Source organism: Gluconobacter sp. P5B12 (assembly GCF_018812035.1).
GTDB lineage: Bacteria > Pseudomonadota > Alphaproteobacteria > Acetobacterales > Acetobacteraceae > Gluconobacter.
Genome location: NZ_JACRVV010000003.1, coordinates 29697 through 53983, shown reverse-complemented (window position 1 = coordinate 53983; position 24287 = coordinate 29697). Strand labels below are relative to the sequence as shown.

At 56.1% G+C, this 24287-nt stretch carries 26 protein-coding genes and 3 tRNA genes; 9 read left to right on the top strand and 20 right to left on the bottom strand.

What is annotated here, in order from left to right:
* The first annotated feature begins 23 nt into the window (after window positions 1-23).
* From KP702_RS07060 to KP702_RS07050, 3 genes are all read left to right on the top strand, one after another.
* On the top strand, window positions 24-1367 hold the full coding sequence (locus KP702_RS07060; RefSeq protein ID WP_046902044.1) for a hemolysin family protein: 1344 nt from the start codon (window positions 24-26) through the stop codon (window positions 1365-1367).
* Between the two features lie 95 nt (window positions 1368-1462).
* Window positions 1463-2023, top strand: a complete 561-nt coding sequence (locus KP702_RS07055) for an isochorismatase family protein (RefSeq protein WP_202207292.1) — start codon at window positions 1463-1465, stop codon at window positions 2021-2023.
* A gap of 28 nt (window positions 2024-2051) precedes the next feature.
* Entirely contained in the window at window positions 2052-2462 is a 411-nt protein-coding gene (locus tag KP702_RS07050) for an Ivy family c-type lysozyme inhibitor (protein WP_202207291.1), read from the top strand.
* Between the two features lie 44 nt (window positions 2463-2506).
* Here the strand turns inward: KP702_RS07050 and KP702_RS07045 are convergent.
* The 3 genes from KP702_RS07045 to gpt form a co-directional block, all read right to left on the bottom strand.
* A tRNA-Arg gene (locus KP702_RS07045) sits at window positions 2507-2583 on the bottom strand.
* Window positions 2584-2603: 20 nt separating this feature from the next.
* A tRNA-Pro gene (locus KP702_RS07040) sits at window positions 2604-2680 on the bottom strand.
* 50 nt (window positions 2681-2730) lie between these two features.
* Window positions 2731-3246 carry a xanthine phosphoribosyltransferase gene (gpt, locus tag KP702_RS07035; protein WP_086633629.1) on the bottom strand — a complete coding sequence of 172 codons (516 nt, stop codon included), beginning with the start codon at window positions 3244-3246 and terminating at the stop codon, window positions 2731-2733.
* 61 nt (window positions 3247-3307) lie between these two features.
* Here gpt and KP702_RS07030 point away from each other — a divergent pair, with 61 nt between their 5' ends.
* The gene (locus KP702_RS07030) at window positions 3308-4534 is read left to right on the top strand and encodes an MFS transporter (RefSeq protein WP_064273089.1); all 1227 of its coding nucleotides are present in this window, start codon (window positions 3308-3310) and stop codon (window positions 4532-4534) included.
* Window positions 4535-4664: 130 nt separating this feature from the next.
* Here the strand turns inward: KP702_RS07030 and KP702_RS07025 are convergent.
* The 4 genes from KP702_RS07025 to ispH form a co-directional block, all read right to left on the bottom strand.
* A tRNA-Asn gene (locus KP702_RS07025) sits at window positions 4665-4740 on the bottom strand.
* Between the two features lie 108 nt (window positions 4741-4848).
* Window positions 4849-5301, bottom strand: a complete 453-nt coding sequence (rnhA, locus tag KP702_RS07020) for a ribonuclease HI (protein WP_046901356.1) — start codon at window positions 5299-5301, stop codon at window positions 4849-4851.
* Window positions 5294-6244 (bottom strand): homoserine kinase, encoded by a 951-nt coding sequence (locus KP702_RS07015; RefSeq protein WP_202208467.1) that lies wholly within the window; start codon window positions 6242-6244, stop codon window positions 5294-5296. Before KP702_RS07015 ends, rnhA begins: the two co-directional genes overlap by 8 nt.
* A gap of 6 nt (window positions 6245-6250) precedes the next feature.
* The gene (gene ispH / locus KP702_RS07010; protein WP_046901354.1) at window positions 6251-7252 is read right to left on the bottom strand and encodes a 4-hydroxy-3-methylbut-2-enyl diphosphate reductase; all 1002 of its coding nucleotides are present in this window, start codon (window positions 7250-7252) and stop codon (window positions 6251-6253) included.
* A gap of 101 nt (window positions 7253-7353) precedes the next feature.
* On the opposite strand from ispH, the gene KP702_RS07005 reads away from it, so the two are divergent.
* The 3 genes from KP702_RS07005 (at window position 7354) to KP702_RS06995 (ending at window position 11597) form a co-directional block, all read left to right on the top strand.
* Window positions 7354-7944, top strand: coding sequence for a hypothetical protein (locus tag KP702_RS07005; protein WP_215768708.1), 591 nt, complete (start codon window positions 7354-7356; stop codon window positions 7942-7944).
* Window positions 7928-9628, top strand: a complete 1701-nt coding sequence (locus KP702_RS07000; protein WP_202208466.1) for an alginate export family protein — start codon at window positions 7928-7930, stop codon at window positions 9626-9628. The genes KP702_RS07005 and KP702_RS07000 overlap by 17 nt, the downstream gene beginning before the upstream one ends.
* Before the next feature lie 73 nt (window positions 9629-9701).
* Window positions 9702-11597 (top strand): OPT family oligopeptide transporter, encoded by a 1896-nt coding sequence (locus KP702_RS06995; RefSeq protein ID WP_215768707.1) that lies wholly within the window; start codon window positions 9702-9704, stop codon window positions 11595-11597.
* A 3-nt stretch (window positions 11598-11600) separates the two neighbouring features.
* Here the strand turns inward: KP702_RS06995 and KP702_RS06990 are convergent, their stop codons facing one another.
* The 3 genes from KP702_RS06990 to KP702_RS06980 all read right to left on the bottom strand — a co-directional run bounded on the left by KP702_RS06990 (window position 11601) and on the right by KP702_RS06980 (window position 13586).
* On the bottom strand, window positions 11601-12176 hold the full coding sequence (locus KP702_RS06990) for a hypothetical protein (RefSeq protein ID WP_202208464.1): 576 nt from the start codon (window positions 12174-12176) through the stop codon (window positions 11601-11603).
* Between the two features lie 236 nt (window positions 12177-12412).
* A complete protein-coding gene (locus tag KP702_RS06985; protein ID WP_202208463.1) occupies window positions 12413-12976 on the bottom strand; it encodes a cob(I)yrinic acid a,c-diamide adenosyltransferase in 564 nt (187 codons plus the stop codon).
* 16 nt (window positions 12977-12992) lie between these two features.
* A complete protein-coding gene (locus tag KP702_RS06980; RefSeq protein WP_202208462.1) occupies window positions 12993-13586 on the bottom strand; it encodes a DUF4142 domain-containing protein in 594 nt (197 codons plus the stop codon).
* A 116-nt stretch (window positions 13587-13702) separates the two neighbouring features.
* Here KP702_RS06980 and KP702_RS06975 point away from each other — a divergent pair, with 116 nt between their 5' ends.
* Window positions 13703-14131 carry a DUF423 domain-containing protein gene (locus KP702_RS06975; RefSeq protein WP_202208461.1) on the top strand — a complete coding sequence of 143 codons (429 nt, stop codon included), beginning with the start codon at window positions 13703-13705 and terminating at the stop codon, window positions 14129-14131.
* Window positions 14132-14135: 4 nt separating this feature from the next.
* Here the strand turns inward: KP702_RS06975 and KP702_RS06970 are convergent, their stop codons facing one another.
* Window positions 14136-14474: a hypothetical protein gene (locus KP702_RS06970; RefSeq protein WP_052750061.1), complete on the bottom strand. Its 339-nt coding sequence runs from the start codon at window positions 14472-14474 to the stop codon at window positions 14136-14138.
* 72 nt (window positions 14475-14546) lie between these two features.
* Between KP702_RS06970 and KP702_RS06965 the strand changes: the two genes are divergently transcribed.
* Entirely contained in the window at window positions 14547-15071 is a 525-nt protein-coding gene (locus KP702_RS06965; protein WP_373687834.1) for a thioredoxin family protein, read from the top strand.
* Between the two features lie 49 nt (window positions 15072-15120).
* Here the strand turns inward: KP702_RS06965 and KP702_RS06960 are convergent, their stop codons facing one another.
* From KP702_RS06960 to rimM, 9 genes are all read right to left on the bottom strand, one after another.
* Window positions 15121-16809 carry a M3 family oligoendopeptidase gene (locus tag KP702_RS06960; protein WP_202208459.1) on the bottom strand — a complete coding sequence of 563 codons (1689 nt, stop codon included), beginning with the start codon at window positions 16807-16809 and terminating at the stop codon, window positions 15121-15123.
* A gap of 41 nt (window positions 16810-16850) precedes the next feature.
* Window positions 16851-18062, bottom strand: coding sequence for a pyridoxal phosphate-dependent aminotransferase (locus tag KP702_RS06955; RefSeq protein WP_202208458.1), 1212 nt, complete (start codon window positions 18060-18062; stop codon window positions 16851-16853).
* Entirely contained in the window at window positions 18059-19261 is a 1203-nt protein-coding gene (locus tag KP702_RS06950; protein WP_215768706.1) for a pyridoxal phosphate-dependent aminotransferase, read from the bottom strand. The genes KP702_RS06955 and KP702_RS06950 overlap by 4 nt, the downstream gene beginning before the upstream one ends.
* Before the next feature lie 164 nt (window positions 19262-19425).
* Complete coding sequence (gene leuB, locus KP702_RS06945; RefSeq protein ID WP_086633647.1) at window positions 19426-20535, bottom strand: 3-isopropylmalate dehydrogenase; 1110 nt, start codon at window positions 20533-20535, stop codon at window positions 19426-19428.
* The gene (gene leuD, locus KP702_RS06940; RefSeq protein WP_064273079.1) at window positions 20532-21158 is read right to left on the bottom strand and encodes a 3-isopropylmalate dehydratase small subunit; all 627 of its coding nucleotides are present in this window, start codon (window positions 21156-21158) and stop codon (window positions 20532-20534) included. The genes leuB and leuD overlap by 4 nt, the downstream gene beginning before the upstream one ends.
* Window positions 21158-22585 (bottom strand): 3-isopropylmalate dehydratase large subunit, encoded by a 1428-nt coding sequence (leuC, locus tag KP702_RS06935; RefSeq protein ID WP_202208454.1) that lies wholly within the window; start codon window positions 22583-22585, stop codon window positions 21158-21160. Before leuC ends, leuD begins: the two co-directional genes overlap by 1 nt.
* A 20-nt stretch (window positions 22586-22605) precedes the next feature.
* On the bottom strand, window positions 22606-22998 hold the full coding sequence (rplS, locus tag KP702_RS06930; RefSeq protein ID WP_007283497.1) for a 50S ribosomal protein L19: 393 nt from the start codon (window positions 22996-22998) through the stop codon (window positions 22606-22608).
* Between the two features lie 24 nt (window positions 22999-23022).
* On the bottom strand, window positions 23023-23727 hold the full coding sequence (trmD, locus tag KP702_RS06925) for a tRNA (guanosine(37)-N1)-methyltransferase TrmD (RefSeq protein WP_202208452.1): 705 nt from the start codon (window positions 23725-23727) through the stop codon (window positions 23023-23025).
* Complete coding sequence (rimM, locus tag KP702_RS06920) at window positions 23724-24266, bottom strand: ribosome maturation factor RimM (RefSeq protein ID WP_202208450.1); 543 nt, start codon at window positions 24264-24266, stop codon at window positions 23724-23726. Before rimM ends, trmD begins: the two co-directional genes overlap by 4 nt.
* Window positions 24267-24287: the final 21 nt, after the last annotated feature.

The following is a 24287-nucleotide window of genomic DNA, read 5'->3' as shown; positions in this document are numbered from 1 at the left end:
CTTCGGAGTATGATGCCGCCTGCATGCAAGTTTCTTCTTACACCCAGCACATGATTGTTCTTCTCCTGCTGGGCCTTCTCGCGACCGTCGTCCTGATCGCGGTCTCCATCCTGATCTCTCTTTCAGAGATTTCCTTCGCCGCAGCTCGTGACGTCAGGCTTCGCTCGAAAGCAGAGGCCGGCGATCCACGAGCCGTTGCCTTTCTAAAGCTCCGTCGCAATAGCGGGCAGGTCATTACTGTCCTGCAGATCTGCCTGAATGCCGTTGGCGTTCTTGGCGGTATCATCAGCGAATCGATGTTGAGCGAGCCCATCGCAGACGGCTTCCAGCTCATGGGCTTTTCGCCGTCTCTTTCGGCCAAGGGCGGCTCGGCCTGCTCCTTCATTCTTATTACGGGACTTTTCGTCCTGTTCGCGGATCTGCTTCCCAAGCGGATTGCAATGAATGCACCGGATCGGATCGCTCTTAAGGTTGGGTGGTTCCCTGCCTTGGCGTTGAAGGTTCTGTATCCTGCGGTCTGGGTCTTTTCGCGCGTATCCGATGTGCTTCTGCGCGTGATGAAAATCCCAGCTGCGGCCACTGTCGAACCTGTAACGCCTGAAGATCTGCGCGCTATTCTCGCTGCGGGCACAGCCTCTGGTATCCTGCTGGAGCAGGAACATCAGATGATTCAGAATGTTCTGGGCCTTCAGGATCGCTCCGTGACGTCCGCCATGACCCCGCGTGATGAGATCGTCTTTCTGGACGTTCAGGAGACACCAGAGAGCCAGCGGGACAAGGTTCGCGTGCGTCCCTACTCCCGTTATCCTCTTTGCGATGGCGGTCTGGATCGCGTGATCGGGTCTATTCGCGCAGAAGACGTTCTGGTTGCTGTTGTGGATGAGCCGCAATCCAAGGAGAGCCTGACTCCCGTCGCAAGCCAGATCTTCAAAATGCGTCGGGATGTCTTATCCCTGCCCGACACGCTGAACCTGTGGGAAACTCTCGCGCAGTTTGATGCTCATTCCGCAGGCTTTGCACTGATCGTGAATGAGTACGGCCTAGTCGTGGGCCTCATCACCTACAAGGACATCATGGGCGCCCTCATGGATGGTCTGGTCAGCCCATTTGAAGAGCAGGCCATTGTTCGCCGTGATGCCAACTCCTGGCTTATTGATGGCGCAGCACCAATCGGTGACGTCATTCGCGAGCTCGATATTCCGATTTTCGACGATGCCCAGAATTTCGATACCGTTGGTGGCTTCGTGATGAATCGCCTGCGTCGCATGGCCCGAAAGGCCGATAGCGTCGAATCTTCAGGCTTCCGATTCGAAGTTGTGGACGTTGAAGGCTTCCGGATTAACCAGCTTCTGGTGACACGCCTCTAACGGGAAACCTTTTTTCCAGGCATGGAGGCTGATTAAGATCGCACAATGCGTTCTGCAGGACATGGCTCCTGCCTCAGCCTCGGAAGATTGCTCCTTTGCCTGATTTCCAGCACTCAGCTCTGATTATCGTCGACGTCCAGAATGATTTTTTGCCTCATGGAGCCTTGGCTGTTCCTAAAGGCGATGAAATCATTGCTCAGGTTAATACCCTGTCCCATCTCGGCTTTGAGGCAGTGGTTGCCACTCAGGACTGGCATCCCGCAAATCACTGCTCTTTCGCGCCACAAGGCGGACCTTGGCCCGAACATTGTGTTGCAGCGTCGTCAGGTGCTGATTTTCCAAAATCTCTCGATCTTAGCCCGATCAGCCATATCATTCACAAAGGAATGGCGCAGAATCGGGATAGCTACTCAGCGTTCTTCGACAATGACCATGTCACCTCTACGGGCCTGAATGCGCTCCTCAGCGGCCTTTCCATCAACCATGTTGTGATCTGTGGCCTGGCGCTTGATTTCTGTGTCGCGGCAACTGCTGAGGACGCCATGCGCTGTGGCTTTAGGACAGACATCGCGCTTGAGGCCTGCCGTGGCATCAACGCGGACCAAAGCGCCCTCCTCCAGAAACTGAGGAGCAACGGAATCACTTTGTCTGACTGAACGAGCTCGGCTGGAGAGGACACTACATATGAAACTGAAATTATTCGCAGCGATGTTACCCCTTATCGCACTCTCCACCTCACTTGCGTCTGCAGAAGTTCCAACGACACAGGAGCTCCTGAGCCGTTCGGGCTTCAAGGAGGCCTATAAAAGCATGATTACATTGCCGGCCTGGGTCGTATCAGGACAGGGCACATCAACTCCTGTGGAATATTTTTCTCAGGATGGAAAACGCTATGCACTGGGTCACATGTGCAAGCCCCACGACTGTGCGGCGCAGCAGCTAGAAATCGTCATGGCAAACGACCATTCAGGCGCATGGGGGCTTTTGTCGATAAAGGCTAACAGCGCCTTGAAGCAGACTCTTCTCGGATCACCAGAACCAGCAATGGAAAAGGTTCTTCGGGATGCCTATAGCAAGAACAATCCTGCCAACTAATTTTTTGAAGATTGCTAGGCGCGCGGCGCTGCTGTTAAGCAGGCTGGCGCGCCCTGCTGGATTCGAACCAGCGACCCACAGCTTAGAAGGCTGTTGCTCTATCCAACTGAGCTAAGGGCGCAGTAAAGAAACCTCAAAGACTGGTCGGGGCGCCCGGACTCGAACCGGGGGCCTCCTGTACCCAAAACAGGCGCGCTACCAGGCTGCGCCACGCCCCGAACCGAGGCGGAACTTAGGTGGTATAAGTTCCGGACGCAATAGGGTTTTTTCAATCTTTTTCATTTCTTACGAGCGGAGGCACAAAAAGTGGTGCCGTATCCCATGGAAACAGCACCCAGGTGTCCTGAGCGACTTCCGTGACATAGTGATCGGTCAGCGGTTTTCCGTCCGGTTTGGCATACAGGCAGGCAAAAACAGCCTTGGGCAGCATTTCACGCACGAACTGAGCCGTAATGCCGGAATCAACCAGATCATCGACGATCAGGAAGCCTTCACCGTCACCTGCGGCAGTTGGCGCTTTCACAACCTTCGGCTGGTGCTGCGTGCCTTCTTCACCAGCGTAGCTGATGACAGAAACGCTTTCGATCAGGCGGCAGCCCATTTCACGGCCAAGAATAGCTGCGGGGATCAGGCCACCACGCGTAATCGCCACGATACCGCGGAACGGACCGTGCTTTTCCATGAGCGTCGCAGCAAGAGTACGGGCGTCACGATGGAGCTGGTCCCAGGTGACGGTTGCGTACGTTACGGGTTTGGGTGTGGATGTAGCATTCATGTCTCTCATCTGCCTTCCGGCTCGGAATTTTGCAATAAACTTGCACGCCGGAAGTGACTAATGTGCCTGAATGATTGAACCAGCATTACGAGCCCTTCCCGGCCTCGGCCCACTGATTATCAGCCGAATCTGTTCCCAGCTTTCTGCTACGACGCTGACAATTGCCATCGGCTGGCAGATGTACGCCCTGACCCATAGCGTTTCGTCGCTGGGCTATCTGGGCCTTGCACAGTTTCTACCGATGGTTCCCCTGACATTCATCTCCGGACACGTCGCGGACCGTTTTAATCGCCGCAGCGTGGTGCTGATCTGCCAGATTCTGGAAGTGCTCAGCACGGGCGCCCTTGCCGCCATCGCAGCCATGCATTGCCTGACCCCGGCCTATGTGTACGCTTTTGCAGCGTTCTACGGCACGCTACGCAGCTTCGAGATGCCGTGCCAGCAGGCGTTTCTTCCAGCGATCGTTCCCCCTCAGCTTCTGCCCAGAGCACAGGCCCTGATGTCCTCGCTGTTCATGACGGCATCCATTGTGGGGCCGAGCCTGGGCGGCCTTCTCTACGGACTTGGGTCAGTCATCTGCTACAGCCTTGCGACGCTTGGATTCGCATTGGCGTTTCTAGGAACGCTGGCTCTGAAATTGCGCCATAAGGTCGCATCAAAAGAACCCGTGACGTTCGCCTCTGTATTTGCGGGCCTTGGTTTTCTAAACAGACGTCGCGACCTTCTTGGTGCAATTTCCCTGGATCTGTTTGCAGTTCTCCTTGGTGGTGCCACGGCCATGCTCCCCGTCTATGCGGATAGCGTTCTTCATGTGGGGCCAATCGGGCTGGGCTTTCTGCGCGCAGCCCCCGCGCTCGGAGCGCTCTTTACATCAGCCTGGCTGTCTCGCCATCCACTTGGGGGCCGTGCTGGAATTACGATGTTTGTTTCCGTGATTGTTTTTGGAATCGCGACCATCGTATTCGGCGCTTCGCACATCACATGGATTTCAGTCGTCGCCCTGATGGTTCTAGGAGCAGCAGACGTCATTAGTGTTGTCGTCCGGTCGTCACTCATTCAGCTGGCTACACCAGACGCCATGCGCGGAAGGGTCTCCGCTGTGAATTCGCTGTTCATCGGCTCCAGCAACCAGCTGGGCGAATTTGAGAGCGGAATGCTGGGAACAGCCATCGGGCCCGAAGCAGCGGTTATCGCAGGCGGCGTAGGAACAATTCTTGTCGCGGCAACGTGGATTCGGCTCTTTCCCAGCCTATGGGCGCTGGATCGCCTAGAAGACGTCAGACCAGAAGAACTCTGAGCAAATCCAACGAACTCATCACCGGAACGGCATCAAGCTTCCGGTGATGGTCAATCAGTACAGTAGATATGAAAAAAGCCCCGTAAGGGGCTTTTCACTGTACCGAACCAGTTCTTTCAAGAAGAAAGAGTGGCTCCCGAAGTAGGACTCGAACCTACGACCCAGCGATTAACAGTCGCTTGCTCTACCAACTGAGCTATTCGGGACCGGTGAGGAGGTATTTAGTCCAACCGCCGGGGTCGGTAAAGCCCCTTTTTTCATATTTCTACATTTTTCTGAACTTTCTTCAGTAACCCGCAGAAAACATGGCTTTTTCAGAGCTCTTCCCGCCCCCGGGTTGCCAATACATCCACACGTTCGTTGTTCACATCACCAGAATGCCCCCTCACCCAGAGCCATTCGATTTCATGAGGTTTGGCCGCATCGAGAATGCGCTGCCACAGATCCATGTTGGCAACGGGATCACCAGCTGAATTACGCCAGTTCCGCCGTACCCAACCACTATGCCACCGCGTGATACCGTTCCGGAGGTATTCACTGTCTGTATGCAACGTGACCCGACACGGCCGCTTCAGAGCTTCCAGAGCCTCAGCCGCAGCCGTCAGTTCCATGCGGTTATTGGTCGTCTCCGGATGCCCGCCCCATAGCTCCTTTTCCTTGCCCTTAAAGCAAAGCAGTGCTCCCCAGCCTCCTGGGCCGGGATTGGGTTTGCATCCACCATCCGTCCAGATCTCGACCGGAAGCTGATCCGCGCTCGCATCAGACATGGGCGACACCTGAGAAATGTCGGAGACGCCCCAGATAGGCCAGTGGGTCCTTGCGGGTCACCAGTGCATCAGCCGGGGTATTGATCCAGTCGTAGAGGCGCGTCAGCAGAAACCGGATTGAAGCTCCCTGACACAGAACTGGCAAAGCTTCCTTTTCAGCCACCTCTAAATTGCGGACGCTTTCGTAACCTTCGATCATGGCGTGAGCGAAAGCGGGCTCGAAAACCTTCTCATCGCGAAAACACCAAGCGTTCAAACAGATCGCTAGATCGTAAGCAAACAGGTCCGTGCAGGCGAAATAGAAATCGATCAGCCCAGAGATCTGGTCACCCTGAAAGAAGACATTATCGGGAAAGAGGTCTGCATGAATCTGCCCACGAGGCAAACTGCCCGCAGCAGGCCAAGACTTTTCAATCCGTGACACTGCCTCAGACAGTTCCTGCGTGAGGCCCGGCAGCAGGTCATCCCCACTGCCCTGACAGCTCTCAAGGAGTGGGCGCCAGGCTTCCACAGACAGCCCATTAGGACGTTCCGCTGTGTAGTCCTGCCCTAGCTTATGGAACGTCGCGAGGACCTGTCCCAGTGCATGACAGGCAGATGCTGTAATCTGAGGGACAGCTTGCCCCGGAAGGAACGTGGTGATCGCCACCGGGCGATCTGCTAATACCCTGAGAGCGATTCCGTCTTTTGCCTGTACAGGCTGCGGGCAGTTCATGCCCTTCCCCGACAGATGCTGCATCAGCCCCAGAAACCATGGAAGGTCAGACGCTTTGACCCGCCGCTCAAAGAGCGTGAGGATGAACTTCCCTTCCGTGGTCTGGAGGAGGAAGTTGCTGTTTTCGACGCCTTCGGCAATGCCCTGGAAAGAAACCAGGGCACCGATGTCATATGTGCCAAGAAACGCTTCAAGCGCCTCGGCCGCCAGTTCAGTATAGACGGCCATGAAGACTCAGTTGTCCTCACCAGCAAGCGGACCTGGAAGACGGAAATTGATGTTTTCCTCCTTCATGATTCGCTCTTCAATCTTCAGCGTGTACTTCGCAGCAAGCGCCGTCACCATTTCCTGCACGAGGCTTTCCGGAGCGGACGCACCCGCACTGATGCCCAGCGTTTCAACGCCTTCCAGCACAGACCAGTCCAGATTTTCCAGCTTCGGCACCAGAAGTGCACGGCGGGCACCAGAACGCTCGGCCACTTCCCGCAGACGCTGCGAATTGGAAGAGTTCGGCGAACCGATCACGATCACCAGATCACTTTCCGGCGCAATGGCCTTCACAGCTTCCTGACGATTGGTCGTCGCGTAGCAGATGTCTTCGCGCTTCGGACCTTCAATGAGCGGGAAGCGAGTCCGCAGAATATCGACGATCTCAGCCGTATCATCCACAGACAGTGTCGTCTGCGTGATGAAGGCCAGCTTCGCCGGATCCTTTGGCTGGATCGTACGGGCTTCTTCAGCATCGTTGATGAGCGTGACAGCGCCCGGCGGAAGCTGGCCCATTGTGCCCACTACTTCCGGATGGCCGGCATGACCGATCATCAGAATATGGAGCTGCTCTGGGCCACCACCTGCAAAGTGACGCTCTGCTTCGCGGTGTACCTTCGAAACCAGCGGGCACGTTGCATCTAGGTAAAGCAGATTGCGGCGCTGCGCTTCGGCTGGAACTGACTTCGGCACGCCATGCGCTGAGAAAACGACATGCCCGTCGGGCGGCACTTCGTCGAGTTCCTCAACGAAAATGGCGCCCTTGGCCTCCAGTCCTTCAACCACAGTACGGTTATGGACGATTTCGTGACGAACATAGACGGGCGCGCCATAACGGCGCAGCGCTTCTTCAACGACACGGATGGCACGATCCACACCGGCGCAGAAGCCGCGAGGCCCGGCCAGCAGGACGCGGAGCGTCTTCTGGTGTGCAGCACCTTCAGGTGCAAGAGTTGTCTGATCTGACATGGTGTTCCCCAAGCGGGCGGAGTTCGATATGTAGGACCAGTATCGACCGGATTGACGCATGTCGCAACGTCCGGGCCGCTTTGTGGGAGTTTCTACAGCAGATGCCAGCCTTTCGGCGCCTTGCCACGTCCCTGTTTGTCCCGGCTTTTGCCGTCGTCGCGATTTCAACACTCGCGGGATGTGACGAATCCAATCCGGGCTTCTTTGCCCCCACATGCCCGGTCACGGATATTCCCAGCGCCGCAGCAGACCGGTTTGTCTATGACGGAAAAGATCCGGACATCGGGAATCTGGTCAGCCATGCACAGCTCACCGCCATTTCGGGGGACTGTGAACGTGACCCCAAAGGCCCCAAAGACCAGCAGATGATTCGTACCCGCGTCAGTCTGGCAATGAACCTGACGCGAGGACCTGCCTCCAAGACTGGCACCATCGACGTCCCCTATTTCATCGTCATCATGCGTGACGGAAAAATCGTGGATAAGAAGGTCTTCACGGATACATTCAAACTGGAACCGAATGTCAGCAACCAGTCTGTTCGTACGGATCTGCGCCTTGTTGATCTTCCTGCATCCAAAAATATTCAGGAAAATCCCTACACGCTCGAAATCGGCTATCAGCTGACCAAGGATGAGCTGACTTATAATCAGCAGCACCTCCCTGTCGTAAAGTTCCGTGGCCGGACGCAGTAAGGGCCTTTTTCCTTCTCTTTCACCTGACGTCAAAATCCGGATTACGCTGAAAACGACCTTGGCTTGCCTGGCAGGCTTTGGGTCCTCAGCCTTTTCTGCGACTCCTGACGTTTCGGCATCGAAAGAAGAAAGGATCAAGGTCCATCACGCAGAACGTCCGGAAATTCAGAACTTTCCCCATGCAGGGTTTCTGGAACAACCACGCCGCCTGACGCCGAGCCAGAATGTGGCGCCGATCGGACGCCAGCCCCGATGGGGTGGATTCAATCGCGGCAACGGCGAAGGTGCAGGTTTTGGACCAGTCGGACGCTATGGTGTCGCGCCATGGGCGGAAGACTGGTCATACCTGCGTAACAAACGGCATCAGAGCGACATTTTCGATCCGTTGAAATTCATTGCTCTCAACAATGAACGCACAATCTGGCTGTCCCTGTCCGAGCGCACCCGCCTTCGCAACTGGTACAACGACTATCCGATGCTAGGGACGAATACCCACTCCGGATCAGGCCGCTTTGTCACGCGCAATATGCTGGGAGCAGACCTCCATATTGGAGAACACTGGCGTGTTTTCGCACAGCTCGTGAACGGTACGGCCGCAGGCTGGAACGGATATGGCTATGGCAGCACTTACCGCAAGCGCCTGGATCTGCATCAGGCCTTCATCGAATACAAACGCACAATTGGCACAGCCAAGACAGGCCTCATGTTTGGACGCCAGCAGTTTCTCGATGCCCCATCCTATGTCCTTTACGACCGGGAGCCCCCAAACATCCAGATTACCTGGAACGGACCCCGCGCTTACGCCATTTTCCCGCACGTCCGGTTCGATCTCTATAACTTCGTCGCGACAGACATCACCCCAACAGCCATGTTCCACGACACGCAGGACTGGAACACGCGCCTCTATGGCTTCAACACAACCTTTGACGTCCCCGCGTTCCATCTAGGCCAACAGCGTGTTCAATCCTATCTCGATCTGTTCTGGATTGGCTTTCATCTTGGTGGAAAAACAGGCTCTGTTCCGCTGGTCAGTGCGAGCAAAATCAGCTCCGTAACGGGCGCGACAAATCGTAACAATTTCGGTTTCCGGTGGTACGGTACAGCCCAGCAACTCGAATATGCCATTGGCGTCTTGTGGCAGCAGGGCAATTTCACACAATACGGAACCACTGCCCGGCGCCAGGTCTCTGCTTACTCCGTGAATACGACGTTGGGATACAGACGCTCCAATCTGCCCCTCAAACCATTCTTCGGAATTCAGACGGACGTCTATTCCGGCGGAAATGAAAACCGTCGCACAAGAACAGTCGGGACTTACAGTGCGCCGTTTGCCCCGCAAAATCCGTATCTGGATTACACGGGCTACATTGGCGCAGCGAACCTGATCAATCTGTCCCCCATTGTCGTGGGTTCGTACGGTAAGGTGTCTTTGCGGATCAAAGTCCCGATTCTATGGAGGGAGACCACAGCGTCCTCCGTCTATTCAATCAGTTCGGCTTATAATTTCCCGAAGTTTCGCAGCCACTTCATCGGTGTTGCGCCAAATGGTCTGCTGACTTGGGCTGTTTCCCGACACTGGAACTGGACACATGTGGTTGCCTGGTTTGCAGCATCGCATGATCTGAAAAATGCCGGAGCAAAAAGCGGGCTCTATTATCAGTCCAGCCTGTCATTTGCTTTTTGATGAATGGTTGCGGTGCGGGCCTCCGCAGCGTAATGCCCGAAAAAACAACGCGACATCACAGGATCGCCCCACCATGAAACTTATGGACAGCCGCGAACTGACCTTGCGGGGCATCATTCTGGGTGCCCTGATTACCGTCGTCTTCACGGCAGCAAATGTCTATCTGGGATTGAAGATCGGCCTGACCTTCGGTTCCTCCATTCCTGCGACCATCATTTCAATGGCCGTACTCCGCCTGATGGGCGGCGGGACGATGCTCGAAAACAATATGGTGCAGACGCAGGCTTCTGCGGCAGGAACACTCTCCTGCGTCTTCGCAGCGCTGCCTGGCCTCATCATGGTCGGGTATTGGCACGAATTTCCATATTTTGTCTCACTCCTGCTGACACTTGCAGGAGGCATGACCGGCGTCATCTTCACGATCCCGCTGCGTCGGGCATTGGTGAAGAATTCTGACCTCCCGTATCCGGAAGGCACAGCCTGTGCTGAAATCCTGAGAGCCTCTTCCCCTGAAGGCGATGCCGAAAGCCTGCGTTCCCTGACAAAAGGAAGCCTTGTCTCTGCTGCCGTTGCTTTGGCGACATCAGGGCTCAGGCTACTGTCCGACGGCGTTTCGGCCGCTACGAGCTTCGGCGCTTCCGTGTTTCGTCTGGATATCAGCTTCTCCCTCGCACTTCTGGGAACGGGTTATCTTGTCGGCATCGGCGGTGGCATTGCCATGCTACTGGGTGTTCTGATGGGCTGGGGCGTCATGATTCCCATTCTGGGGCATCTGAACCCGACCGCAGACCCCATGGCCGCTGCAACAGGTTTATGGCTGCATAAAGTGCGTTTCATCGGCGCCGGAACAATTGCGGTTGCCGCAATCTGGACGCTGCTTGCACTCGCCAAACCTGTTGCAGTTGGCCTGAAAGAGTCTCTGTCCATCAAGCATCGCGCGTCACAGGATGAGAGTGATCAGGATCTTGCGCCCCGGACGTTGATTGGCCTGAGCATCGGACTGGCACTCGTCCTTTCGGGGCTGTTCACCCAGTTCCTGTGGCCCGCAATACCACACGGTGCATCACTGGTTACTCTGGTTCTTCTGGGATTGGGCGCCTGTTTCGGTCTTGGATTTCTGGTCGCGAGCGCCTGCGGCTATATGGCGGGCATTATCGGATCATCGTCTTCCCCGATTTCAGGCGTCGGAATTATCGCGATCATTGCCATTTCCGTCACACTCTGGGGACTGGAAAGTGGCGGCGTTCTCTCGCCCGACCAACGCCCAACGGTTATTGCATTCGGGCTATTTGTACTTTCTGCCATTACAGCATCTGCCGCCGTATCGAATGATAACCTGCAAGATCTGAAGACCGGACAACTGGTCGGCGCATCGCCCTGGAAGCAGGAAGTTGCCCTCCTGATTGGTTGTGCTGTCGGTGCAGTGGTTATCCCATGGGTACTACAAACACTGTATCAGGCCTACGGATTTGTAGGAGCCATGCCCCGCGCTGATATGGACCCAACCCGGGCTCTGGCAGCGCCACAACCAGCTCTGATGGCTGTCATTGCCACAGGTATTCTCACGCACAATCTGGACTGGCTGATGCTGGAGATTGGAGCAGTGCTTGGAATTGTACTGGTCATTGCGGATATTCTTCTGAAGCGGCGCAGTCTTGCTCTGCCGCCTCTAGCCGTTGGCATGGGCATCTACCTGCCTGCCAACGTCTCCGTGACGATCGCAATCGGAGCAGGCCTCGGTTGGCTCCTGCGCAAGTTCCCCAAGGAACAGGGCACAATGATCGCATCTGGCTTTATTGTGGGAGAAAGTCTGGTGGGTGTTGCCGTGGCAGCCATTGTCGGCGCCACCGGCAGCACGGAAACACTGGCCCTTCCCATTCCGGACATGGTTCGAGCCGGACTGGGATGGGCAGTGTTTCTAGGCATCATGTTCTGGTTCGGGCGTTCTGTCCGTCGCCCGACGGCCTGAAATTCAGGCCTTTACCCACCACTGAACAGGTTCCGGCTCGTCAAGAACAACAGCCGGGGCCTCAACAGCGACCTTCTTCACCACAGTTTCGTCCTGCACTTCCTTACGCGGACGTCCAACCGGGCGCGGCGAACGGCGGGCTGCTTCAGCGGCCTGCTCACGGGACTGATGAAGCTGGGCTTTCAGAGCCTGGATTTGGTCTTGATGCTCACGCAGATGACGGTTCAGCTCCGTAATCTGGATTTTAGCGTGGGCTTCTCGCGTCTCATACGCTTTGAGCTGCGTCCGGGCTTCAGCCAGATAACGCTCAGCTTCTTCCCAGCGACGCTGCTCACGCTTTACGGACTGACGAAGACGTTCAATTTCGTCCTGGTCGTCCTGGCTCGGAGCATTGCTGCGCTGTGCAAATCCACGGCTGGCCTGATGCTCAACAACAACCTGACCATCTCGTACAAAGCGACGGCGGCGTTCTGTTGTCGGCGTTGTGGGACGCGCCTTCTGGGGGCGGGAAGATCCTGACCCTAGACGAGCAAGCGCCTCACGCAGTTTGTCTTCACTAACCTGCTGATCGTCCTGCATTCTTCGTTTTTTCAACCAATTATAAAATTTGTTCTATGTCACCTGATCAGAATGCCCATCCTGAATGACGGAGGCTCTGAAAGGCTTGAAGCCGATCAGAAAAAAGCATGCCCTGACAAGGAAATGAAAGTCGACACTGCCGGTTTTCTAACTCATTCCGGTGTATCAGACGAAATTCTTTTACCAGATCTTATATGTCCTGTCATCAACACAATAAGACTGTATTCATCTTTCTTTTACTGCCACTGCCCCGGTTGCCAGAGAATGTCCGTTGCTCCGTGATCGTTGGCGTGACGCGCAAGAACAAAGAAATAATCAGAAAGACGGTTCAGGAACCTCAGCCCACCCTCGGGCGCCGGCTCCAGAACGACAATCCGCCGTTCTGCGCGCCGTGCAACAGTCCGGGCCATATGGGCATGAGCAGAAACAAGAGAACCGCCGGGCAGAATAAAGCTTTGAAGAGCAGGCTGCTGCAGGCGCATCTCTTCAATACGTTCTTCCAGCCAACTAACGGCTTTTACTGTAAGACTTTGAGGGCGCTCTTTGTCCGGAATACATAAGTCTGCGCCCAGATCAAAAAGACAGGACTGTATTTTTCGAATATCAGAGGAAAGCTCGCGTATACTTTCCTCTGCTCTAAGCGAATAATCAAGTAAACCAAGAAGAGCGTTCAGCTCATCGACCGTCCCCATGGCCTCAATCCTTGGGCAGGCTTTTGAGACACGCGTTCCGTCTCCCAGTGAAGTCTGCCCTGAATCGCCGCCACGCGTTACAATACGATCAAGCCGAACACCCGTCATAGTTGGCCTCTAAACCTTAGTGACGACCGAAGTGATGATGATGACCTTTGACAGTCTTCGCGCCGCTCAGGTCCTGCGCACGAGTCGTATGGTCCTTAAGCATCTTCGTGGTGTCTGATGCCAGCGTCTTGATATCGGCCGTTCCGCCGGACTGCGATGCTGTTGCCAGAGCACTGCTGAGAGCAGGCGTCTGAACGCTCAGAACTTCGCGCAGGAAGACACGGTCAAACGCAGCGCCATACAGATGCCCGAAGGCTGCAACGTGAGCTTCATCACCAGCATTCAGCTTATCAGTAACGGTCAGGTTGGCATCGCTAGCTACCTTCGAGACGGCCTTGCGATTGGTCGTGTGGTCATTGACCAGTGTTGCGGCGAAAGCCTTCACAACATCGCTGTTGCTATGCGTGGCAGCCAGTGTCGCAATGCTCACCTGCGTCAGGTCCATGGCATCGACCTGCTGAAGAAATGCGGCATCCGCTGTCGAAAGCGTATAGGTTGATGCAGCAGACGGCAGCGCCGGTGCCGGCGGTGCATCCGGGGCATTACAGGCGCTCAGGCCTGCCAGCATGGCAATCGAGGCAAGAGCTGCGAAGCGTACAGTAACTGTCATGAAGAGACATTCCTTCCATCTGCGAGACCAGGACAATGTCCCAGCCACTCTGGCTGAATGGTCCCGGCTTCAAGCGGTCCATTCATGTTCGGCACCACTCATGATACATTCAGGCCATGTCCGCAAATTCTAGCACGCATGATTTTTCCGGTGCCTTCCGCTTCTGTTTCATTGCCGGAGCTGTCGAAGGCGCATCCGGAGTGGTTCTCGGGGCGCTTGCCTCTCACCTCCCCGACCATATGTTTGCCATCCCCAATGGCCGTGCCGTTCTGCACTCCGGGGTGGACATCCTCATGTGGCACGCCATCGCACTCTGTGCGCTTTCACTAGGAGCGCGCTTTCTGACGCTACGCCTGGCACGTCTTGCATGTCTGACGATGCTGGCAGGCACGCTGCTCTTTTGTGTCTCCGTCACGCTTTTCGCGCTTTTTGATCTGAAAATCGGGACACTCTCAGTAGCTCGCATAGCCCCCTATGGCGGTACCTTGCTGATTTTAGCATGGCTTCTTGCAGCACTGTCCGGACTAAGACGGCGCTCAGCCTGAGACTTCAGGATCTGTTTCTGATCATCTTAAGAGCAAAAAGCCCAGCCACCTGAACGACCAGCGCCACGGCAAAACAGAACAGAATAATACCTACAAGAATGAGCTGTTCCCGCCCGAGCGCCGTTTCAATATGAAACACGCTGTAAAGCGACTGCCAGGCATGCGTCGCCGCAGTCTTCTGAGAAAGCTTTACGGCAGGTTCCCAGAAACGAAAAATGGCGGCAAGTGCCAGGGTAAGCCCAACGAGGACGACGGTCCTCAGGAGCGTCTCCAGAATACTGACTTCTGCACCCTGCTGAGCGGAGGGCGATGAGGGTGAACCGTGTTGCGTTATCAAAAGCATGACCTTCCGAATGAAGTAGGCTTTAATCGTTTTGCTGTGACACTGCGTTATGTGATGCAGACCACTCGATCAATGAAAGCCTTTTTTATGCGCGTTTCCCTTCTTGCCGCCGCCGGACTGGGTCTGGCGCTTTCCGCACCTTTTTCAGCACAGGCTGCAGGTACGCCTGCGCCCAAACTGACGGAAACATCAGCCCCGCCGGTCGCAACACCCTATCCAGACACATCCGTCGCCCAGGAGCAGGTGCGCGATGCCTTTGCGCTCGCTGCCAAAACGGGCCGTAAGGTGCTTCTCGATTTCGGCGGCAACTGGTGCCCGGACTGCAAAATGCTCTCCGGCATTTTTGCCCTGCCCGACGCCAAGGCATGGCTGGACAGCCAGTTTGTGATCGTCCCGGTGAATGTCGGGCGCATTAACACCAATCTCGATCTGGCCCAGAAATACGACGTGACGATCAAGGCTGTTCCGACAGTCATCATCGTGACGCCAGATGGAAAGGCCCTGAACGGCGACGGATCGAAGGCTCTCGGGAATGCTCGCAGCATGTCTCCACAGGCCGTTCTTGACCTGATTTCCGAGTGGAACAGCCGCGGATAAACCGTTTATTCTGGCTCTGAAGTTACCCTTCAGAGCCAGAACCGTTGCCTCAGATTCCGAGTTCCTGCTCGGCTTCATGAACGACTTCCGCCAAAGCATCCTCCTCAAACGGGGATACCAGACCGGCATCAGCCACAAGCTGTGAGAACGGCTTGGAGCCGCCTTCCGAACACAGCTTGCGATATGTCTCGAACGTGGCTTCCCGGTTCATACGGGAACGAAGCCAGAGTTGCAGTGCACAGCACTGAGCCAGAGCATAATCAATGTAATAAAATGGCAGACGATAGATATGGAGCTGGGCCTGCCAGCGACCACCCTTTGCCGGATAAGCCAGATCGCCCCAGTCCCGCCAGGGCATGTACATTTTCTCCAGGCGTGCCCAGGTCTCGTGCCGTTCTGCCGCTGTCATCTGCGGATTGGCGTACACTTCATGCTGGAAGTGATCGACACAGACACCGTATGGGAAAAATGAGAGCGCATCGATGAGATGCATTCGGCGATACCGGTCTCCTGCCCCGTCTTCGACCAGCGTATCAATCTGCGGCCAGGTCAGAAACTCCAAGCCCATGGAATGAATCTCGGCGGCTTCCATGGTCGGCCAGAGCTGATCGACCCAGTCCTGATCGCGGCTTTTCCAGTTCTGGAAGGCATGCCCCATCTCGTGGGTAAACACGCCAATATCGTTATGGGTGCCATTGAAATTGGCAAAGATGTAAGGGCTGCCAACGGTCGGGAATGAGGTGCAGAAGCCACCGCCCGCCTTGTTGTCCCGGTTCTTCAGATCAAGGTATCCGAGATCCCGCATCTGAACGTAGAAATCGCCCATTTCGCCTTTGGGGTCGAGCGCACGGAACATGCCTTCTGCCCGAGCCACAAGCAGATCATGATCTCCTGCCGGCTCCGGGTTCCCCTGCAAATCGATCAGTGCCTCGTCCCAGGCCCAGACCTTGTCCCATCCCATTTTAAGGCGACGGCGTTCCAGCAGTGACTGAACCAATGGGGTAACTGAACTAAGAACCTTTTCCCGGAAGGATGCCACCTGCTCCGGGCCGTAATCTGTCCGGCGCATCCGGCGGTAACCCAGCCCGATATAGTTCTCGAACCCCAGCGTTTTCGCCATCCGGTCACGCAGCTCAACCAGACGCCCATAAAGCGTATCCAGTTCTTCGCCATGTTCTTCAAAAAAGGCCCAGCGTGCCTGCTCGGCAGCATGGCGGACGTCCCGATCCGGCCCCTGCAAATATGGTACAAGCCCTGACAGGTTCAGAACCTTGCCATCAAAGGCAATTTTCGCCGAGGCCAGAAGCGCCGTGTATTCGCCCGTCAGGCGCGCTTCTTCTTCCAGATCCGTGCTGATCCGAGGATCAAACGTCGTGGTGTCTGCTTCCCACAAATGAACCACATGTGGCGTCAGGAGCGCTTCCAGACCGGCACGATCAGGGTCTGCCAGCAGACGCTTCTTGATGATGACTTCATGGTCCGTCGCAACAGGCGAAAGGCGATCCGCGTAGTCACGGTCCGTCTTCGCCGTCTCGTCTTGTGTATTGCGGGAAAACTGGAGATGAACGTGGGAGGCCCAGGATTCATACTCTCGCCGAACGGCATCAAAAGCCTTGAGAGCCTCTTCGCGCTGCCCGCGATCAAGCAGCGACGAAATGTCCGCGTAACGCGCCTTAAGAGACGCTTCGTCTGGACGGGGGAAAGACAGGTCAGAGAACGGAGGGATTGTCTGTGTCATGATCCAATTCTGACACTCCGCTCCGTTTCCGTCCATGCTTCTCAGGTTTTGCGGATACCTTTTACAAACCCATCAATGCGGCGGCATGCCTCTGCAAGCTGGTCATCGGACGCTGCACATGAGAGGCGCAGATAAGGGCTAAAGCCAAACGCAGTTCCCGGAACGGTCGCAACATGAGCCTCTTCAAGCAACGCCTCTGCAAATGCCACGTCCGTATCCAGCAATCGCCCACTGGCAGAAGTGCCGCCAATCAGTTCGCCAACACCTGGATAAACGTAGAAAGCGCCTTCCGGAACGGCGCATGTCAGTCCTGGAATAGCCTGAAGCGCTTCAACCATCTTATCCCGACGACGCTGGTAGGTTTCGCGCATCTGCTCAATACGATCCAGCCCACCTTTCAACGCAGCAGCAGAGCCTGCCTGAGCAAGTGTGCAAACACCGGACGTTGTATTCCCCTGCACCGCAATCATCGCCTTGATGAGCGGCGTCGGACCACATGCAAAACCGACGCGCCAGCCCGTCATAGCGTAGGCCTTGGCCATACCATTGATGACCAGAATGCGGTCTGCCAGATCCGGCGCCACCTGCAAGATGGACAGATGCCTGCGACCATCAAACGTCAGGTGCTCGTAAATTTCATCAGACATGACAAGAACATGCGGCGCCTCGCGCAAGACATCGGCAATGGCTTCAAGGTTATGACGTTCAAGGATGGCACCGGTGGGATTGTTCGGAAAATTGAGAACCAGCCAACGGGTTTTAGGCGTAATCGCAGCCTTGATTGTCGCTGCATCAGGCCGGAAACCATTTTCTTCCGGACAGGGAATTTCAACGGCCGTCCCACCCAGCATCCGGGCAATCAGTGGATAACTGACCCAGTAAGGCGCGGGAACGATAACTTCGTCCCCGTCATCCAGCGTTGCCGCAAACGCATTATAGATGACCTGCTTGCCACCATTGGCCACCATAATACGGTCAGACGTGACCGTCAGATCATTATCTCGCTTGAACTTATGAATAATGGCGTCAATCAGCGCCTTCTGGCCCGGAATGGGAGGATAACCCGTATCACCAGCCAACCCGGCTGCATAAGCGGCTTCAATGGCTTCTGGCGGTGATGGAAAATCCGGCTGTCCAAGGGCAAGTGAAATGACGTCTTCACCCTCCGCCCGCAATTCGCGGGCCCGCGCTGCCATAGCGATAGTGGCTGGCTTGGGGAGTGTTGCCAGACGGGATGCAATGCGAAACGTCATGACAGGCCCTGACAGAACTGCTGAATGCGGGTGCAGGCTTCCTTCAGAAGCTCGGTGCTGGTGGCATAGGAAATCCGGAAATATCCGGGCGTCAGGAAAGCACTTCCGTGAACCGCAGCAACGCCCGTTTCATCCAGAAGAGCCGTGACAAAGATCTCGTCACTATCGATCAGATGACCGCCCTTACTCGTTTTACCAAGCGTTCCCTCGATGGACGGAAAGACATAAAACGCGCCTTCCGGCTTTGCGCAGCTCAGGCCAGGTGCGTCGTTGAGCATGGACACCACAAGATTGCGGCGCTGCTCATAAACGCTCACCATTTCCCCAATGAAATCCTGCGGGCCTGAAACGGCCTCCTTGGCCGCAGCCTGAGCGATGGAGCATGGATTGCTCGTGCTCTGTCCTTGCAGCTTGATCAGCTGGCGCGTCAGTTCCACAGGCGCTGCGGAAAAGCCAATCCGCCAGCCCGTCATGGCGTAGGCCTTGGACACGCCATTCATCGTCACCGTCCGGTCGCGCAGACGCGGTTCGACCTGCACAAACGTCTTGGCGACGGCACCTTCATACATCAGCTTGGCGTACATATCGTCCGTCAGGATCCACACATGCGGATGCTCTAACAAAACTTCAGTCAGCGCCTTGAGATGATGCTCGTCATAAGCTGCACCTGTCGGATTACAGGGCGAGTTCAGCATCAGCCATTTCGTCTTCGGCGTAATGGCAGCGCGAAGCTGGTCTGCCGTCAGGCGGAAACCGTTCTCAGCCGTTGTCTGGATTACGACAGGTGTTCCGTCTGCCAGCGAGACGATATCAGGGTAAGACACCCAGGCCGGAGCCGGAATGATGACTTCATCGCCCGCATTCAGGGTGGCAACCATCACATTATAAATGACCTGCTTGCCGCCAGTCGAAACGCAAATTTCCTCAGCGCGGTAATCCAGATCGAAATCAGCGTTCAGTCGGGCCGCAACGGCTTCACGCAGCGGCATCGTACCTGCAACATCCGTGTATTTCGTCTCGCCATTCTGAATGGCCTGAATGGCGGCCTGCTTGACGAAATCCGGCGTATCAAAATCCGGCTCACCAGCTGAAAGACTGATAATGTCGCGGCCCTCTGCCTTCAGGGCACGGGCTTTCTGGGTAATCGCAATCGTCTGGCTCGGCAGAATACGGTTCAGACGGTCGGCAATGAGAGACATGATGGGTTCCCGGTGGCTTTATCGCGCAGAGACCCTAGCGCCGTCCGCCCTCATTTGACCACAGCCCATCGGCACATGACTGACACGTTTTTCGTGCACAAAAAAAGCCGGGCGGCTCCTTATGGAACTACCCGGCCCTTAAGCAGAGACAATTTAGGGTAAAATCAGGCCAGCTTTTCCATTTCGCGCAAAACAGCCTGTCCCATCATATCGGTGCCAACGCGAGCCATGCCTGGAGACATGATGTCAGCGGTGCGCAGGCCGCTTGCCAGAACGTTTGACACTGCCTTTTCGATTAGTTCTGCATCCTCAGCCCGGTTGAGCGAGTAACGCAGCAGCATCGCGAAAGACAGGATCTGCGCCAGCGGGTTTGCAATGCCCTTGCCAGCGATATCCGGCGCGCTGCCATGGATCGGCTCATACAGCGCATTGCGCTTGCCATCTTCACGGACAATGCCGAGCGTTGCAGACGGAAGCATACCCAGAGAACCCGTGAGCATCGACGCCAGATCGGACAGGATATCGCCGAACAGGTTGCCCGTAACGATCACATCAAACTGGTTCGGGTTACGAACGAGCTGCATGGCGCAGTTATCGGCCAGCATGTGGGACAATTCCACATCCTGATATTCGCGCTTGTGCAGATCGGTGACGACTTCCTTCCACAGAAGGCCGCTTTCCATCACATTGCACTTCTCGACGGAACAGACACGGTTTCCGCGCTGACGGGCCATCTCGAAAGCAACACGGGCAACACGCTCGATTTCGGACGTCGTGTAAACTTCCGTATTGATTCCGCGACGAGAACCATCCGGAAGCGTCTCGATGCCGCGTGGCTCACCGAAATAGATACCACCCACCGTCTCACGGACGATCATGATATCCAGGCCGCGCACCACTTCCGGCTTCAGGGCAGACGCATCAATCAACGCATCAAAAAGCTGGGCCGGGCGAAGGTTTGCGAAAAGCTCAAGCTCCTTGCGCAGCTTCAGAATGGCCACTTCAGGGCGCTTGTCGAACCCGACATGACCCCAGGCCGGATCCCCAACAGAGCCGAACAGAACCGCATCAGACTTCCGAGCAAGGTCGATAACCTCATCACGGATAGGAACGCCATGGACTGCAAGGGAAGCCGCGCCAACGAGTTCTTCCGTAATGTCCAGCTTCAGGCCACGGTTTGCGTCCAGCCAATGCACAATTCGTGCAACTTCACGCATGACTTCCGGGCCGATACCATCACCGGCAAGAACAAGAAGCTTGTGGGCTTCACTCATTTTGCAGTTCCCATGCTGATTGACGGCACCCATGCACGGCTGGCCTGATGTTCAAAGCTGCTGATTTCCGCATCATGCGCCAGCGTCTGGCCGATATCGTCCAGACCTTCAAGCAGCATGTGACGGCGGAAGGGATCAACTTCAAACGGCACAACATTCCCGTCGGGGCGAATGATGATCTGCTTTTCCAGATCGACCGTCAGACGGGAATTCGAACCCTGGCGTGCATCACCCATCAGTTCGTCACAGATTTCCCGTGGCAAACGGATCGGCAGGATACCGTTCTTGAAACAGTTATTGAAAAAAATATCGGCAAAGCTCGGCGCGATGACACAGCGGATGCCGAAATCCAGCAGAGCCCACGGCGCATGCTCACGAGACGAGCCGCAACCGAGATTGTCATAGGTGATGAGGATTTCAGCCTGACGATACGGCTCTTTATTCAGCACAAAGTCCGGGTTCTCGTTGCCATTCTCGTCGTAGCGCTGCGCCGCAAAGGCGTTCTTGCCAAGACCTGTGCGCTGGATGGTCTTCAGGAAGCGCGCCGGAATGATCTGATCGGTATCAATGTTCTCATTCGGCATCGGAGCCGCAATGGCGGTCAGTTCCGTGAACTTGTCCATCAGACGGTTTCCTTCATCAGCTCACGCACATCACATAGCGTGCCCGTCACAGCCGCGGCTGCAGCCATGGATGGGGAACACAAATGCGTTCTGCCGCCCGGCCCCTGACGACCTTCAAAGTTACGGTTGGACGTAGAAGCGCAACGCTGTCCCGGCGTCAGACGATCCGGGTTCATCCCCAGACACATCGAGCAGCCTGCCTCGCGCCACTCAAAACCGGCCTCAAGGAAAATCTTGTCCAGCCCTTCGGCTTCGGCAGCAGCCTTCACGAGGCCTGAGCCTGGAACGATCATGGCGCGAACAGTCTTCGCAACATGCCGCCCGCGCACAACTTCAGCAGCAGCTCGCAGATCTTCTAGACGGCTGTTGGTGCAGGAGCCAATGAACACCACATCGACGGGCGTTCCGGCAATCTTCTGGCCAGCCGTAAGGCCCATATAATCCAGAGCGCGCTGGACTTGCGCGGCCTGTGCGGGATCCTTAAAATCAGATGGGGACGGCACGATGCCATCAATCGGCAAAACGTCCTGCGGGCTGTTACCCCAAGTGACGGAAGGCACAATGTCCTCGGCCTTCAACGTCACTTCCGTGTCGAAATGAGCGCCTTCATCCGATGCCAGCGTACGCCAGTAAGCACAGGCCTGCTCGAACGCTTCACCCTTCGGCGCAAACGGACGGCCATTCACGTATGCGAAGGTTGTTTCGTCGGGTGCGACCAGACCAGCCTTTGCACCGCCTTCAATGGACATGTTGCAGAGCGTCATACGCCCGGCCATGTCCAGATCACGGATTGCAGAGCCGGCAAATTCGATCACATGCCCGGTGCCACCTGCCGTACCGATTTTGCCGATAATGGCCAGCATGATGTCCTTGGCCGTTACGCCCGGACCCACTTTGCCCTCAACAGAAACACGCATGTTCTTTGCGGGCTTCTGGAGAAGCGTCTGGGTCGCCATGACGTGTTCGACTTCGGACGTGCCAATACCAAATGCAAGCGCGCCGAGTGCGCCGTGCGTCGAGGTATGACTGTCACCACAAACGATTGTCATGCCTGGCAGGGAAATACCCTGCTCCGGACCCACAACGTGAACGATGCCTTGAGACGCGGAACGCAGCGGGAAATATGGAACGCCGAACTCAGCGACGTTCTTCTCCAGCGTTTCGATCTGGAGACGGCTTTCCGGCTCTTCAATCGGCTGGGAACGGTCGGACGTGGGGACGTTGTGGTCCACCACGGCGACTGTTGCGTCCGGACGACGCAGGCGACGTCCGGCCATCCGCAGACCTTCAAAAGCCTGCGGGCTTGTCACCTCGTGAACGAGGTGACGGTCGATGTATAGGATGCACGTCCCGTCTTCGAGACGGTCAACGACGTGATCGGCCCAGATCTTGTCAAACAGGGTTCTGGGCGAAGAAGAAACGGGCATCCTTATACTCCAACCTTGACTTAGGAAGCGGCTTTTTCGCCAGCCTTCGGCAGATCGCGCGGGCGCTCTGCAATACGGGCAGACTTACCCGAACGGCCACGCAGGTAGTACAGCTTTGCGCGACGCACCTTACCACGACGCACCACTTCGATGCTGGCGAGGGACGGAGCGTACAGCGGGAATACACGCTCCACGCCTTCACCGTTGGAAATCTTGCGAACCGTGAAGTTGCTGTTCAGACCCTTGTTGGAACGGGCAATGACAACGCCTTCGAAGTTCTGCACGCGCTCACGCGTACCTTCGACAACGCGGACGCCAACGCGAACCGTGTCACCTGCGATGAATTCCGGAACGGCGCGAGCCGTGGAAAGACGCTCGATTTCGCGCGCCTCGTACTGCTGGATAATGTTCATGACCAAACTCCTGGAAACAAAAATTCAATGAACCTGCTGTCGCGCCAGGTACGCATCCCACAGATCGGGGCGACGTGCCTTCGTGACGGCGATTGACTGTTCATGACGCCAGCGGGCGATGGCACCATGATTGCCGGAGAGCAGGATTTCGGGCACTTCGCGCCCATCCCAGACCGCCGGCTTCGTATATTGCGGGTACTCCAGCAGACCGTCGGCAAAACTTTCGTCCTGACCACTAATCTGGGAACCCATCACTCCCGGTAAAAGACGCACACATGCGTCCAGAAGCATCAGGGCCGGAATTTCTCCGCCTGACAGCACGACATCGCCCATACTGAACTGTTCGATGTCGTGCTTTTCCAGCACACGCTCGTCAATACCTTCAAAACGCCCACACAGAACCACAACACCTGGCCCTGCCACGAAACGCTCTGCATCTTCATGCGACAGACGGCGCCCACGGGGTGTCGGATAGATGACAGGACGACCATCCAGCGCCGGAAGCGCTGAAAGAGCCGTATCCAGAACATCTGCCCGCATGACCATGCCAGCTCCGCCGCCAAACGGCGTATCATCCACAGCGCGATGACGACCCAGTCCATGCTCACGCAGATCATGCGATTCACAAGACCAGATACCGCGATCAAGCGCCCTGCCCGCCAGGGAAAACCCTAGCGGCCCCGGAAACATGTCCGGAAACAGGGTCAGGATGTCAGCGCGCCAACTCATACCCGAACCTGTACCTCTCCATCGAGATCACCTTCGACCTCGACTTCAACTGGCGGCACGACGGTGACGCGACGGTGCGCGAGATCGACATGCGGCACACAAGCCAGCGTGAATGGAACGATCAGACCTCGATCAATCTCGAGGCTGACACCCGCACCATAGTCATGAACTACGGAAACGGTTCCAAGCACTTCACCATCTTCGGAAACTGCAGTCATGCCGATCAGGTCGGCATGATAGAACTCGTCTTCCTCGACAGTCGGCAGAAGCTCACGCGCAACATACAAACGACGGTTAACCAGTCGTTCGGCAGCTGTTCGGTCTGGCAGGGTATTCCCTTGGGCATCTGCAAGCGCAGCCACTCCGGGAGAAACCCACCGTGCTGTCCATACAACCCCACGCTCATCATGCAGCGCACCAAACATCTCGACAGAAGCCGGATCATCAGTAGCAGCATGAAGATGAACCAGACCGCGCACGCCATGCGGACGACCGATGGTCGCGATCAGGACATCACTGTCAGGTTTAAAGGGTGGCACGGATCAAGCGTCCTGAAACGT